The sequence below is a fragment of the bacterium genome, from assembly GCA_020444325.1.
GTDB lineage: Bacteria > Bacteroidota > Ignavibacteria > SZUA-365 > SZUA-365 > BM516.
The window spans coordinates 134,982-149,436 of record JAHLLD010000014.1; the positions used below are offsets into that span (position 1 = coordinate 134,982).

The window sequence follows — 14,455 nt, forward strand, 5'->3', positions numbered from 1 at the left end:
ATCTGTTGAAGGAGTATCTCCTGTAGCTTCCGTCGTCGAGGCGGCGGCATTTGCTGCGATTTTGCGTTGCTTTTCAGAGTACGACTCGTAAAGCCAGTTGAAGAACTGATCTACCTCAAGTGCGAGCGGCAGCTCGGTTCTAGCACCAACAATCTCCTCGTACGCTTCCCGGACCGGCGCAAGATGCGCGTGCACAGCTCGCAATTGTTCGGAAAAGGAGGCGCCACGTTTTTTAGGCACCTCGATCCCGAGGTATTCCATCGCCCACTGATCTCTTGAATTATAGAGCGCAAAATCGTCTGGGAAAAGGTATGCAAGTATCTCGCTGGTGGCGCTTTTCCCAAAGAAATTCAACTTATACTCTTCATCCTTATGGAAGCGGTCCACACGCGTGCTAAGATCCTCTTCACCGTGCGCCAGATAGTTGAAGCTGTTACGGTAATGCGGAAGTGGATGCTTGAGATGCACCGTTGCAGCCGCGCGTGCGACAGCCAGCGAGAGAAAGCAATCGAGCATTTTCCCCAATTGCTCGATATCAGTCGCCTCCAGCGATTCCAACTTTTCCGGTTGAAAAAACTCCTGAATGAAGCGGTATCGCTTGGCAATATGCGGATCCTCACCGTAGTAGCTGTCAGCAATCTTGGCAAATTCTGACAGAAGTGACCGGACTTTTTCCATTGCCATTACTGTACTCCTGCATGAGATAGGTTGTGCGGGTTCGATTGGGACCAACAGTCCTGTGCGTCTGAGAGAGCTCCATATACTTCCTGAGCGAATGCCTGCTCGCCCATCCCGCGCATTTGCTCCGCCACTGGCCAGCGCCGATAAAGGCTCAGCCGCGGGAAGAAGTGCATGTGGTCACGCTTCGAGTCGTGGAAAAGTCTATGGAGCTCTCGAACATCGTCGTCTGATATGAACGCAGCTTCCCTGAGCCAATCTGTGATCCCTCCGAAGTCGCCAACACCACGATGCACCTTCTTAATAAACTCCGCATGCTGGATCCAGAATTGCGCGTATAATTTCAAACCCATCACCGGGTACGATTCATGCAGCCCGGTGCTCATGAAGGAGAACCGAACGTTTGGTACAACCGTCCACTCCTCCTTCCTTGAAAGAGCGAGCAGCTTGTCGAGCACGAGCTCCCGGTACAGCGCTTTCGCCTGAGTGATACTGTCACCTGCATGGAGGTCCAGCCGAAAGACAATTCTGTCCTCTCGCTGTTCGGGTTGCAACCAGGCCCAGTGGCATGCTGGATCATTCAGCACCATGTGCGGATTTCGTTTTCGATGCATTGCCACTTCGACCGATGGGATGCTACGCATGGTGAGCAGCGCGAAGTCTCCCAGACTATGACCAAGTTCCTGCCTTTGATGTAGGCTATCCGTTTCTGTCAAAACCAACTATCCTCAAAAAATGCGGATATTGAACTGAAATGTGTTAGTCGTAAGCTCAGGGAATACGGTAAACGTCCCAAGAGCGTGTATCGAAATCAAATGCAATCTTATATCTTTGGTTCATCTCAAGACGATAGGTTTTCATCTCACCACTACGTGCGGCAAACCGCACGGACACATGATTATATCCGTTCGCTGCTACGGGGATAGTGAAGTAATGGTGGGGATTGAGTGTATGATTATTCCATTGTCCGTTGTCGTACTTCAACTGAATATGAACATCTACATTCGAATCGTTCAGGAAGTGCACTGTGCCACCGTGGGACTGGGGTCGCACCGGAGGTCTAGAGATGATATACGAATCGCCCTCACATTCATCAACGGCCGAAGATGCATCTGATTCGACATCCCAGTATTCCGATTCTGCATTCGACAACTCGTTCGCGGCTCGCCGAATATAGTGGTAAGCTTCGCTCAGGTCCGTAGTATTCAAAGCTCTACGAACAGCTCTTTCAGCATCGTAGAGGTATGACTCGACATCGCTGAGATCGCTCTGCGCAGCGGAACAGTAATCCTCACAGTCTGTGCAGTTGGCATCGTAGGCTTCTGATTCCGCACTGGAGAAGTAGGATGTTGCATCACTTACTGAAGACAGTGCAGCCTCCACAGCATCAAGTGTATTTCGTAAACATGCATTCATCCACTCACCGTCATCCGTGCTTCCTGCATTCCGGAGCTCGTCGATTGCGTCATCAATTGCAGTTCTTACCTCCTCTACAGCGTAAGATCCATTTTGTGCTTCGTCACCTGCGTAGCCACACTGCGCATACAGCGATGTGAAAGAGGTCAAGCACCATATGAGAAAAACGCAGGCGATACGTATCATCCGATTATCCTTCTCTTCCATTCGGTATGCCATTTTTTCCAATTCCCACTGGTTATTCCCAAACCAGCAATCTGTCGCGGGTGCGCCAAAGGGAGTATCTCCAGATGGTGGCTTCCAATCGAGAAGGGATGACGATTTCCATATTCTTCTTTCGTTGGGGCATATTCTACCAGGCGCTTTTTCCCTCCGGGGAACGTACTGACGAACCATTCGAGCGGCCTATCTCCGAGTAGGATGAGCAGCTCTGCCTCGGAGGCAAGTACTTCATCAAGTATATCGTCTCGACGTCCCTCTGGCATTTTTGTTGGTGGGGGCGGCATCCTGTATGGAGTCAGGTTCGTGAGTGGGAATATGTCATACTCCCTGCTGACAGCATCCTTTTGGCGAGGATTCATGCAAGCGTGCGGGACACAGTCGCAAAGCCAAGTATCACTGCGACTGAGCCCTAACGGCTCGAGGATGTCCTTATCGAGGCTGCGACCGGATGGACCATTGAGATTTGAGGCTGCGGGTTCGAGCCTTCCCGAACCATCTGGAAGTTCAATGCTCGAAATAATTTCAGCAGGTTTCACCCTTGCATCCTCACCTGTCCAGAAGATCTCAGGCTCACTAGCAACGGCGAGTGCATTGATCCGGGACCGGTCATCCGGTCCAATCCAACGTGCGTGTACTGCACTGGCATAAACACCGAGTACAAACGCACGCTTCGGAGTGCGGTCAACTTGCTCCACAGTTCGAACAGGCTGGCCAAAGGGAAAAACATAGCTGTTTTGTGTCATGTTCTCTCCAGTGAGGCATAATTTGCTTAGCTAAATGGGCCGTAGATGCAAAGAAAAGATACAAAATACTCCCGGATAGGGACAATCGTCACGCTGAGAAGGAGACGCGTGATAACTGTCAATCGGTCCGACAGGAAACGCTCTGCACTAAAAAATGAAAAACAGACCAAAACCAGCTTCCGATACTGCCGCCGCAACACTCTCGACTCGGAGATAAGACCAGGTACCTTCTATGCCCCACCCACCAAATTCAACGCGGAGCCCGGGTGTAATTGCGATAAAATTAAACTCATCCTGGTAGTGATGTAGCTCGCTCATGTCCGTGCCAACAAATGAAAATCCACCATATGACACCCCAAGACGAAGGAACCGGAGAAGCCACAGCGTTCCCCCAATCTGCCATCGCGGCCAAAGCTCATGTTTCATTCCGAGCACATGCCCGTCCAGATCGTTTGCCATGGCATCGCGGGCACCATTGGATAGTGATCCGAATTCGCCTTCAAGCAGGAGGGCATTTTGTCGAGACAGTGGGATCCTCAGTCCCAGCAACAGAGAATAGGAAAGCACGTTTGTTGACAACTTCACATTTTCAATTACAGGATATCCTGTGTAGGATCGAAGCTGGATTCCAGTGTAGACAGACAATCCCCACTTCTCCAACTCAGCACGCGGATTGGAAGTGGTGTAGGTGGTTGTTACTTGTCGTGTCTGATCCTGCCTAGTGGTTGCATTGTTGCCAGGGTATTGTGAAACCTGCCCCGAACGCGTTTGCGAACTATATTCCCGTTGTATCTGTTGCGCGCGGATGAGATCCTTATACCTCTCCATCATTTCCTCCGTCATCCTCCCTGTCGCTTCGCTTATTCTGCGCAGCCCTTCCACTACCTGATTCGATTGAACGCTATTCTGCGGTGGGACGCGATAGGTAGAAAAAACAGGTGGCCTACAGTGCTTGCATGGGCCGAGATTCATCTGCCTTGCCTGGGTTGGCGTAATCTGAATCATGCTTTGCCGCAGATGCCGACAGCCGGCGAGATGGTATTTGTGCCCCGTTCGTGTAGCGTAAATCGCCTGAGCGTCTGCAACGTCAGAGAGCAGAAGCAGAAAGAGAGAGAACAAAAGCAGGGGCAAAACCTGCGTTCGTTTGACTGAATTCATAGAAATATCCCAGCCTACGAAAATAGATGTTGTTGCGGGCAGGCATCAACAGATATCGCATAAAAACATCGGGAAACCGTATGATGATGTCAAATGAATATTTCGTTAATTCTGTCGACCAAGCTTCCGAAGGGCTCAACTATCAATCACAACGGTAAGTGTGGATGTGGTAGATGGATTTTAGGGTGGTGGAGTCTTTGTATCTCCTGAAAATATGCAGTTTCAGCATATTCTTTCTGTCTGTTATGGCATACGTAGCTGCAATAAGCACTATTGTCATGTCATGTAGCGGTAGGTCCTCATCCACAAAATTCTCCCTATCTGCAAACTCAGCTGCTATTTGTAGTTCTGCCCGCGGTAATTCCCTGTCTGGAACCAGCGCTGCAAGTACTTGCCGGGCACTTTCCGTCTTTCAACGCTCCCGACCGGCCCCGTCGCCTTCCCTACCGAACTGCGTCTAGAAGATCATTTACCCATACGCGGCTTACGCTTCGCGTCCACCAAGCCGCTTTCTCATTTCGATATCCGCGCACTTCTCACACCAGTATCCCTCACCCGATAATGTATGCCCATCCGTTCCCAGCCGGATGATGACATTACACCTCAAACAGCGCGTCGGTTCGTACGATGGCGGATCGGGCATTTTCTCGAAGTTGTACTCGTTGGTCCCATACCAGACGACCATCTCCGGCTCGAAATTCGAACGGCATTCGGGACAGGACTACCATTTCCCCACTACTGCGTTTCAACGAGTCGATCAATCGCACCGCGCAGCTTCTTGACGAACTCCTCGACCGGCGCATGTTCACCCAGTCCGAAATCGTTATGTGGATTGTCGACGTATCCGTTGACGATGGGATACATGCCGCCTGTGGTCGTGACGCCGACGATTGAGCCGGGGGTAAGGTAGCGGTTGTTGAAATAATTGGCGCCGTAGCCGTGTGGAGACCTGAACTGGAGGAAGACGATGTACTCGTTTCCCGGCTTTATCCACCTCACCCCGTCGATGGATCCGAAGGTGGAGTCGTTTCCCGAAATCAAGTCGCTGTGGTTTATCCGGGACCATTCCGGCCCCCGAGAAGTTCCTGGCAGCTTCTTTAGGCAATTGCGCTGAGGCAGAGTAGAGAAAAAGGATCTTACAGTCAAGTTCACAAAAAGCCATCCACCTGGAATGCGATTTTGACATCATCGTGACATCCGTGAGCAGGGATTCTCGTTTATTCATCATCAGTGGTGATCAAGAGTGCAGGCTAAAACGAAGGAGGACACACATGTTCATTCACAGGATCACAATGTCGACAGAGTGGCAGATGATTTCGCTGCTACTGTGCGCGCTCATGCTGTTCACCAGTTGTGCCAGCTCAAAATATTCCAGGACGTCCTCGGAAGAACGTTACCCCTGTGATGAGCTCGAGAGATCCGAACGGAGTTACAGCGCAATGAAGCGCCAACCATCTATCGACAATGATGTCATGTTGGAGGTACAGGAAAGGATCAGCCAGCTTCAAGCTGAATGCGAGAAATACAGGGAGCGAGTCGAGCTATACACCACAGAATATGGATTGTCGACTGCAGAAGCGGAGAAGCAGGCCGCTATGGAAGGGCCTCCAATGAGTAAAGACGATGTGCGTGAAAGTAGTGTCCCGGCCTGGCTGTATATAGTCCTCGGCCTGGCAACCCTTTTTGTGATCGGCTTATCCCAAATGGAATTTGATTTCAAGTTCCAGTAACGACGCTACGATCCTGTCCTGCATGTCTTGAGACCTTCACTCCCGATTGCTTCAGTATGTCACCCTTCATAAGTTCTTTTCCCAAAGAAGTCACATACAATAGCTCAGGGATAGTACAGGAAAGGCTGCAGTATGCGGGGGCTGCGATGTTGACGGACTGCACGGGCGAATACCCTCCCTTCCCTTGAAGTCGATCTGACGCAGGCGGTACTGCAGATGCGCGAATGCGGCCGTTATTTCCTGTGAGCGTTTACTTGATCAGCGTCATACTCCTGGTCATGGTTTTTCCTGCGGTATGAAGACGGTAGAGGTACTGTCCGGAAGCGAGCGTCTCACCTTTGAATTGTATCTCGTGATGTCCGGCCTGCCGGGGGCCATCGAGCAGTCGGACGACTTCCCTGCCAAACATGTCATGGACGATGAGGGTTACAGGACCCGGTTCGGACAGGTCGAAGCTGATGGTGGTCGAGGGATTAAAGGGGTTCGGATAGTTCTGATGCAGACGGAGCGTCATGACGGTTGGGGGAAGGTCGTCCTGTGCATGCGTCGTGCCGGGGGCAAGCACAAGACTCTGCGGTGTGAGTACGCCGGAAGTGAGTACTTCCTCTACGTTCTGGCCATCGAGATCGGCACGCTGGATGGACTCCGCTGCGAGGTCGGTCCAGTACAACTTCTCGGCAGCGAGATCGATGACGATATCGTTCGGACTCTGGAACACCGGATTGGGACTGTTGCTCACGATGGTTTCGCGAGCCGTCCCATCGAATTTTGCGCGCTCGATGACCGGTTCACCGCCGTTGGCCCACCAGTACATCATCTGCTCAGACACATCGAGTGAGAGTCCGCCGCCCGTGCTGGCGATCTGCAGCAGCTCTTCGCGGTTGTTCCCGTCGTAATCCACCCTGTTCACTGTACCGGGCTGCGAGGTTACGAAATAAATCTTGCTGCTCGCCTCATCCAGGGCGAGTCCGGTGACGGCGGCATTTCCCGTTTCCATCACCATTTCCTGATTGCTGCCGTCGAGGTCCGCGCGGTGTATTGTTCCCGTCTGCGCCGAGAAGCTGTATACCGTCCAGTACATCTTCCGGTGCATCACATCGATAGTCACGTTTCCATGTCCGCTCAGTCCCGTCACCAAATCCTCCAGCACGCTGCCATCGAGATTCGCGCGTTGAATCTTCTGTCCCAGCAGACTTGTCAGGTAAAGCTTGTTTCCCACCGGATCGAAGGCGATGGTCTCCGCACTGACGAAGCCGGTGTTCGCCGGCGTCAGTATCGTTTCGGCACCGCTGCCGTCCGTATTCGCACGCCTGATTTTCGCATCCGAGAAATGTTCGGACCAGTAAAGCTGCGTCTGTGCCATGACAGTGCCAGCGCACAGCACGACGAGCATCAGGGTCCAGCAGAGTCGCCTATGTATCACATGTTTCATGAGTTGCTCCGTATGGTGAGGGTTTCAGGAAGCGGCAATCCGACCCTGGGAGCCATCCATGGAGCCACATCCCTTCGATCCGAATAGAATCGAAAGGACCACATGCAGTACACAGGAAGCGGACTGCCAACGTCATGCGCTCAATGCGCAGCATACGCTGCAACCGCTCAAGGTTACCGGGATTTCATTGCCGTTGTGTAAAGGACGCGTTGTGGAGATTGTACGTCCTTTTTATCCCATTGTCAAGGTGGAGGCGGATGTCTCTACAGAGCTAATAAAATATCTCTACAGGGCGAGCGCAAGCACTGTCATTATCATTGACATTTCCCAGATTATCCGGTATTGTTGTTCTTTATTGTACCTTCCCGAACATTTTTCAACAGTATGGAGCAAAATCTCATGAAGAGAATCCCGCTTCCTGTATCTGCGACTGTTGTTGTTTCCCTTTTCATTCTGGCCCTCGCGCTCACCTCATGCACGTGTGACGAGCAGCCTGCGTCAGACAAAAATGCGCTAATCCTCGAGCTTGTCGACCACGTCCCCACTGTCGTATGGAGCACCGACCCGGTCATGCGCATCGGCGATACCCGCCGGTTCACGATCGGCGTGCAGGCACTGTCCCGCGGCGATGAAGTCAGCGCAATGCCAACGGTGAAGGTTTTCCGTGACGGAGAGGAACTCCAGACGATCACTGTCATGGAAGATGCAGGCGGACCGCAGGATGCCGCTGTCACGGGCACTGCAGGGGAGCGGAGTCAGTTTTACAACTTCACATGGACGGCACAGGAATCCGGGACGTACGAATTCTGGATTCAGGCTGGAACCAACCACCTCAAGCCAGTAAAGACAGCAGAGGGAGATATTGCCGTCAAGGTCGGATCCCTGACCTTCAGTCGGGAAGAGCTGCAGGCTGCGCTCGACTCTGATCCCGTGTACCGCGACATCCCGCTCGACGCCCTGTTCGAGCGAAGCGCGAACCTCAACCCGGTGAAGTTCATCGTCACGGTCGTTGAAGAATAAGTCCTTCCGATACAACACGGCCGGTTTGTTTGAGGCAAACCGGCCGAAGCATACTCAGCAGCACAGCGACCTGCTCCCTGCAATCCGGGGCCATACCGAGGGAATGAGTATCGTCGTTAGTTCTTCCTGTCCTGGATTTTCTCGATGATCAGCAGGAAGTCAATCTTCTTCGTGATCCCGTAGATCTGTGCGAGGGTGGTATTCTTGTTATTCGGGATGATGGCAACGACATCCCCTTCGAGCGTATTCAGGAAGCGCTCCAGATCGTCCCGCCCTTTCCGCATGTCGATGTCGTATTGATGCACTTTGTACTTCATGACAGCTCTCCTTGAACATTCCATGGCGTTTGCAAATCAGGTAAGTGACTCCATTATATACGAACGTATACGCTGATCTGTTACAGTCCTCATCGATTTTCTGCTGCAAATGCGGCTACGTTGCGTGGGAATGCCGGTGGGAATAATAAAAAACGGCGTGAGGTTGAGTTCACGCCGTTTTTATAGGGCTCGGGGGAGATTCTGCCCGGCTCCGTTCTCGCTTCGCTCAAACTATGCCGAGGCTTCGTACACGCGAGGGGACTCGAACCCCTGACCCGCTGATTAAGAGTCAGCTGCTCTACCAACTGAGCTACGCGTGCACAACAAAAGTACGGCACGCGGCGGAAATTTCAAAAAAATAAATGGGGTTTTGAGGGGAGAATTTTAAAATGGGTGCTTTTTCGGTGAAATACAAGTTACCGCGGTCATACGCTCGGCTTACAGTCCGGTGCGGAGGGATGATCCATGCTCGTCCAGCCACTTGCCGATACCGAGGTCGGAGCGGTTGCCCGTTTTGTCGGCGCCACCCATTGATGGCAGCATGACGATGAGGAGGGTGAGATCCACCGCGCCCCCGAGCATTGTCAGGGCGGTGCGCGTTCCGTGGGCGTTCTTTGGAAGCATAAGCTGCCGGACATCCCGCAGCGGAATTACTTCTCCGCCCTGAAGGTGCACGTCATACACGGCCTCAAGCTCGCCGTCCGTCATGCGCTGCAGGAATCCCCTGCTGTACTCCACGCTGCCAGAACGAATTCTCTCCATGCCAGAGTAAGAACAACGCTGCACAGCATGTTCACCCGGCTCGCGGTACCAGATATCCCTCGTTGTTGCCCCGAGGAAAAGAACTTCACGCTCTTTTGCGCCCTTATCGGTTAAGAGGATGCGGTCCCCTGCGTGGATATTCCAGCCGGATGTGCTTTCTCCTCCCCTGTCCTCCACGCTGTCAAGTATGGCCGTTTCTTCCGGCAGCGACAGGCGCGCGAAGCGACCCTCAACCGGCGGAGCGTTCTTCCGCTCCAGGCGCAGAGGGGTGCCTTCCTCGACTAGGAGCAGCTTCATCGTTGGAAACCACTCATACGTGGGTTCCTCCCCCTCTTCGATTGCAGCGCCCACCATGTAGCCAGCCACACTGCAGCCGCTGCTTATCAGCAGTATGAACGCGGCGATCGGAACGATGAGCAGTGTACTCGATTTCATGACATCCTCCATGATGAACTTCGCTTCCATTATGCGAAACCACATCAGGCACGTTGTCACGTTTCTGTCAAAGTAACGTCAGCGCTATCAACGGGTACCCGGCTTCGTCCGGGCAGGCGAGACTTCGTCCCGGTTCCCGGACTACGGCGCTGCTGGCGGGAATCCGGCCCGGTTCCCGGGACTACGCCGAGGCAAGCGGGATTCAAAATTAAAGCGCTATGTATCACTTCTCGCCGGCGAGGGCTTCGGCGATGTTGAGGGTGTGGTCCTTGATGCGGCGGTAGGCGGAGATGATGTCCATGAAGACGAGGCTGTCGAGGGGCGAGATGGCCTGGGCGCCGAGGCGGTTGAGGTGACTGGCGCGGATGGTTTTGATGCGGCGGCGGATTTCGTCGCCCTCGGTCATGGCTTTGAGCAGGACGTCCTGCCCCTCGCGGACGGCATCGTTGACGTGGTCGACATGCGCGGTGACTGAGGAGTGCAGATCCAGCAGCTCAGCCTTGCCCTCCCCTGTCATCTGCAAACCGTCATTGCGCAGGCGCAGCAGCAGCTTGAGGATGACTACGACTTCGTCACTGATGGATTCGTACTCGTCAATAATCCTGAGCTGCATGCGGATACGCTGACTGAGGGCATGTGACAGGTTTCCGCCCATCAACGCGCCGATGTATTCAACGATTTCCTTCTGAATGCGGTCGTACAGCTTCTCGCGCTTGAAAATACGATTGGCCTCCACCTGCTCCACCTGACCATTCCCCAGCAGTTCACCGAGCCAGTCGAGCATTTCGCGCACACCTCCACTGACACGCACGATCTCGGCGTGACTCTGCTGCACGCTGATGGCGGGCGAGTCGTAGATGCGCGTGTTCAGATATGTCAGATGCGGATGCTCTTTGGCCTTCACGCCGGGAGCGAGGAAGGTGACGATGCGTGAGAGCGGATGGATGGCACCGATAAAGACGGAAACAATGAGGAGGTTGAAGCCGGTGTGCGCAAAGGCGATGCGAGCCGCGATAGGTGCGTCGCTGGCGACCACGGTGTTGAGGATGTCCACGTAAAACGGGAATAGCGGCAGCAGCAGCATGACGCCGAGTACCTTGATGGTGATATGCGCATATGCCGCCCTCTTGGCGTTCGTGCTGGCTCCGAGGGACGCGAGAAAAGCGGTGATGGTCGTGCCGATGTTCTCGCCGAGTACGAGTGCGATGGAGGTCTCGTAATCGATGGCGCCGGTCATCGCGAGGGTGATGGTGATGGCAACGGTGGCGCTGCTGGACTGTATGATCGCTGTCACAAATGAGCCCACGGCGATGCACTTCAGCAGTCCCCACAATGTGTCGGGACGAAATGCTGACAGCATGCTCACGAAACCTTCCATTTCCCGCAACGGTGAAAATCCCTCTTTCATCAGCTGCAGACCGAAAAAGACAAAGCCGAGTCCCAGCACCATCATGGCGGTGTAGCGCACACGATCGGTTTTCGAGAACAGATAGAACAGGCTGCTCATGCCGATCAGCAGCAGACCGTATTCGGAGACTTTCAGCGCTACCAGCCAGGCAGTAATGGTGGTGCCGATGTCCGCCCCGAGTATGACGCCTATGGCCTGGTGCAGGGTCATCACGCCCGCGTTCACCATACCGACAACCATGACGGTGGTGACGCTGGACGATTGTATCAGCGCGGTCACCGAAGTGCCCACTCCGCAGGCGATGAAACGGTTGTCCGTAACGGCGGCGATCATGCGGCGCAGGCGCTCGCCGGCCACGGCCTGCATTCCCTCCGACATCTGTTTCATGCCGATGAGGAAAAGACCGAGTCCGCCAAGCACACCGAATGCCATCTGCGCGGCGAATTCCAGCGTCATAGTCGAAGTATTTGTTGTACGTCAGTCAGATAGAGCTGTCGTCATGAACGACACGAGACAATCGAAAAGGTGATCGTAATATCGTTAATAACGGGGTAGGAAGGAAATCAACGCCGATCAGTGGGAACACCGATTCGCACGGATCGGACGGATTCTCACCCGGCTTCGTCCCGGTTCCCGGGACTACGCCGAGGCAGACTCGGAGATCTCAGATCACTTCGGGGGGATGTCGGGGCACCCGGCTTCGTCCCGGTTCCCGGGACTACGCCGAGGCAGACTCACTCGGAGATGTCAGATTACTTCGGGGGGATGTCGGGGCAGCCGTCGTCGTCCTGGAAGCCGTTGAGGATTTCGGGGAGGCGGGGACATTTGTCTTCGCCGTCGCGGAAGCCGTCGCCGTCGGTGTCGGGGTTGCGGGGGTCGGTGTTGGTGATGCGGAGTTCTTCGAAGTCGGTGAGTCCGTCGTCATCGGTGTCTGGGTCTTCGGGATCCGTCATTTCGATCGAGCGCTCTTCGAAGTCGGTGAGTCCGTCATGGTCGCTGTCAGAGGCGGACGCATCCGTAGCACCCCGGTATACTTCGTCGTAATCGCTGATACCGTCGCCGTCGGTGTCGGGCAGCAGCAGATCGGTGCCGAATTTGTTGAACTCGTCACCGTCGCGCAGTCCGTCGCCGTCGGTGTCGACCAGGTTTGGATTGCTGCCGTGCAAAACTTCCTGTCCGTCAAGCAGTCCGTCGTTGTCGGTGTCGGCATGCAGCGGATCGATATGGTAACGCTGCACTTCCTCGGCGTCATTGAGTCCGTCGCCGTCGGTATCCAGCGTGTCAGCGCGCGTGCCGTACTTGATGGCTTCCTCGAAATCCGTCAGTCCGTCGCCGTCGGTATCCACGCGGCGGGGATCGGAATGCACTTCATTGTATTCGTACCAGTCCGTCAGCTTGTCGCCGTCGGTGTCCATGTCGTAGGGATTGAAACCGAGGGCTTCTTCTTCCTCATTCGTGAGTCCGTCACCATCAATGTCATCATCCGGGAATAGAAAGACCTTGATTCCCGCCGTCGTGGTGAAATAGAAATCGTTGGCGGTTTCCGCGGCGTTGGGATTGCGCCGCTGCCCCTGCTCTTCGGCGTAGCGGTCACGCACTTCTCCACTGGCGAATGCATCGAGGTCCCCCGCCAGCGTCAGATTGGCGCGCACTTCAGCGTTGAAAGCGATACGATCACTGAAAAGGATATCCACCCCGATGCCGCCCGGGAAAGCCCAGGTCTCCTGCTCCGGCGTATTCGGTGCGTAGCGGATAGAGCCGGGATAACGGTAATCTTCGGGTGTGTACCACATGTAGCCGAAACCGCCGAAGAAGTAAGGATTGACATAGCGCGCGGGCAGCATGTCGAGGAACATCAGCGCATACACGGCCCTGTACTCGGTACTGCGAAGCACGAAATTCTCGCCCTCATCGAAAAACTGCAGCCGATATGCGGTGCCGGTGTTGCGGCGGTAACGCCGGTTGTACAGCAGCTTGCCGATTTCCCCGGATGCGCCGATGCGGAGGTAGCTGCCGATGCAAAACGTGGCCTGCGCCCAGTACACGGCATCCACATGCTCGTCGGTGAACTCGCCGTTGTATTTCGCGATGCCACCGCCGGCGGTGACGGAGAAACGTCCTTCAGGAAGCCTGGGACGACCGGTGTACTCGGGCATGGGCGACTGGGCGTGGATTTCCCCCGCCGTCACCGAAATAAGCACGACACACAATACTGCTGCACGCCACACTGCCGCTACGCCTCCGTGAAGACTCATTCCTCACCTGTTCCCGGTTTGCCGTTTCTTCCGGGCCTGTATGCCATCCCGAATTTTTCCATGTCTATAAGATTACTGCGTTGTTTCTCTAACCACTTCCGATGCGATAAGGTTCAATGTGGGACGGAAAGACATCCCACCATATTAACGCTCGATCACGTTTTGGGGCATGCGGTCGCCCAGCTTGATGACGTACACTTCGACACGACGGTTGAACGCGCGACCGATGTCCGTCGTGTTGTCCATCAGCGGCACGCTCTCGCCAAAACCCTTGGCTTTCAAACGTCCGGGCGCCACACCGTTCTGTACAAAGAAATTCTTCACCGCCAGTGCACGACGCATGGAGAGGTTCTCGTTGTACGCATCCGATCCTTCTGAATCGGTATGCCCGCGAATTTCCACAACCATCTTCGGGTAGGCCTTGAAGATGCGGACCTTCTCGAGCAGATCGGCTACATACTCACGGCGAATCACATCCTTGTCATACTCGAAATGGATGTCGGTCAGCGTGAAGATCTTGCCTTCCTCCAGCGCGTCGATGTCGAACTCGGGTAAGGGATTTACCATGTTCGCCGCTGCAAAATCGAAACGCGGCAGGGAGGGAGCACTGGTGTCGACCGAACTGACCGGAGAGATGTGCTGGATGTGCCGCGGAACGTAGCCGCCGTAGCGCGCGAGCAGGGGCTCGGGTTGGGGACCGTAGTATTTGCCGTAATCAATGCGCCAGGGACCCTCCCCTTCACCGGTGCCAACGCCCTTGCCGCGTCCCCCGGCAATACTGCTTGCCGCGGTTATACCGGGAGCACCTTCACCCACGATTTTATCGCGGTCGACCATGCCTTCGCCTTCACCGGTGGAAACACCTTTCCCCGCGCCGCC

The 14,455-nt window shown here is 54.5% G+C and carries 13 protein-coding genes and 1 tRNA gene; 2 read left to right on the plus strand and 12 right to left on the minus strand.

Going from position 1 to position 14,455, the window contains the following annotated elements; translation table 11 throughout:
- Window positions 1-683 precede the first annotated feature (683 nt).
- The 5 genes from KQI65_16020 to KQI65_16040 all read right to left on the minus strand — a co-directional run bounded on the left by KQI65_16020 (window position 684) and on the right by KQI65_16040 (window position 5,258).
- Window positions 684-1,394, minus strand: coding sequence for a hypothetical protein (locus tag KQI65_16020; GenBank protein MCB2206251.1), 711 nt, complete (start codon window positions 1,392-1,394; stop codon window positions 684-686).
- A 55-nt stretch (window positions 1,395-1,449) separates the two neighbouring features.
- Window positions 1,450-2,280, minus strand: a complete 831-nt coding sequence (locus KQI65_16025) for a hypothetical protein (GenBank protein ID MCB2206252.1) — start codon at window positions 2,278-2,280, stop codon at window positions 1,450-1,452.
- Window positions 2,277-3,059, minus strand: a complete 783-nt coding sequence (locus KQI65_16030) for a hypothetical protein (GenBank protein ID MCB2206253.1) — start codon at window positions 3,057-3,059, stop codon at window positions 2,277-2,279. The genes KQI65_16025 and KQI65_16030 overlap by 4 nt, the downstream gene beginning before the upstream one ends.
- A 147-nt stretch (window positions 3,060-3,206) precedes the next feature.
- Window positions 3,207-4,217: a hypothetical protein gene (locus KQI65_16035; GenBank protein ID MCB2206254.1), complete on the minus strand. Its 1,011-nt coding sequence runs from the start codon at window positions 4,215-4,217 to the stop codon at window positions 3,207-3,209.
- Between the two features lie 735 nt (window positions 4,218-4,952).
- On the minus strand, window positions 4,953-5,258 hold the full coding sequence (locus KQI65_16040) for a hypothetical protein (protein MCB2206255.1): 306 nt from the start codon (window positions 5,256-5,258) through the stop codon (window positions 4,953-4,955).
- A gap of 230 nt (window positions 5,259-5,488) precedes the next feature.
- Between KQI65_16040 and KQI65_16045 the strand changes: the two genes are divergently transcribed.
- A complete protein-coding gene (locus tag KQI65_16045; protein MCB2206256.1) occupies window positions 5,489-5,947 on the plus strand; it encodes a hypothetical protein in 459 nt (152 codons plus the stop codon).
- Between the two features lie 250 nt (window positions 5,948-6,197).
- Here the strand turns inward: KQI65_16045 and KQI65_16050 are convergent, their stop codons facing one another.
- Window positions 6,198-7,379, minus strand: a complete 1,182-nt coding sequence (locus KQI65_16050) for a DUF5050 domain-containing protein (protein ID MCB2206257.1) — start codon at window positions 7,377-7,379, stop codon at window positions 6,198-6,200.
- Window positions 7,380-7,778: 399 nt separating this feature from the next.
- Here KQI65_16050 and KQI65_16055 point away from each other — a divergent pair, with 399 nt between their 5' ends.
- Window positions 7,779-8,399, plus strand: coding sequence for a hypothetical protein (locus KQI65_16055; protein MCB2206258.1), 621 nt, complete (start codon window positions 7,779-7,781; stop codon window positions 8,397-8,399).
- A 116-nt stretch (window positions 8,400-8,515) separates the two neighbouring features.
- Here the strand turns inward: KQI65_16055 and KQI65_16060 are convergent, their stop codons facing one another.
- The 6 genes from KQI65_16060 to KQI65_16085 form a co-directional block, all read right to left on the minus strand.
- Entirely contained in the window at window positions 8,516-8,716 is a 201-nt protein-coding gene (locus KQI65_16060; protein MCB2206259.1) for a hypothetical protein, read from the minus strand.
- Between the two features lie 247 nt (window positions 8,717-8,963).
- A tRNA-Lys gene (locus tag KQI65_16065) sits at window positions 8,964-9,036 on the minus strand.
- 118 nt (window positions 9,037-9,154) lie between these two features.
- Window positions 9,155-9,913, minus strand: a complete 759-nt coding sequence (locus tag KQI65_16070; GenBank protein ID MCB2206260.1) for a hypothetical protein — start codon at window positions 9,911-9,913, stop codon at window positions 9,155-9,157.
- Between the two features lie 223 nt (window positions 9,914-10,136).
- Window positions 10,137-11,777 carry a Na/Pi cotransporter family protein gene (locus KQI65_16075; GenBank protein ID MCB2206261.1) on the minus strand — a complete coding sequence of 547 codons (1,641 nt, stop codon included), beginning with the start codon at window positions 11,775-11,777 and terminating at the stop codon, window positions 10,137-10,139.
- 296 nt (window positions 11,778-12,073) lie between these two features.
- Complete coding sequence (locus tag KQI65_16080; GenBank protein MCB2206262.1) at window positions 12,074-13,576, minus strand: hypothetical protein; 1,503 nt, start codon at window positions 13,574-13,576, stop codon at window positions 12,074-12,076.
- A 144-nt stretch (window positions 13,577-13,720) separates the two neighbouring features.
- On the minus strand, window positions 13,721-14,455 hold a 735-nt coding region (locus KQI65_16085), incomplete at its 5' end, for an OmpA family protein (GenBank protein MCB2206263.1).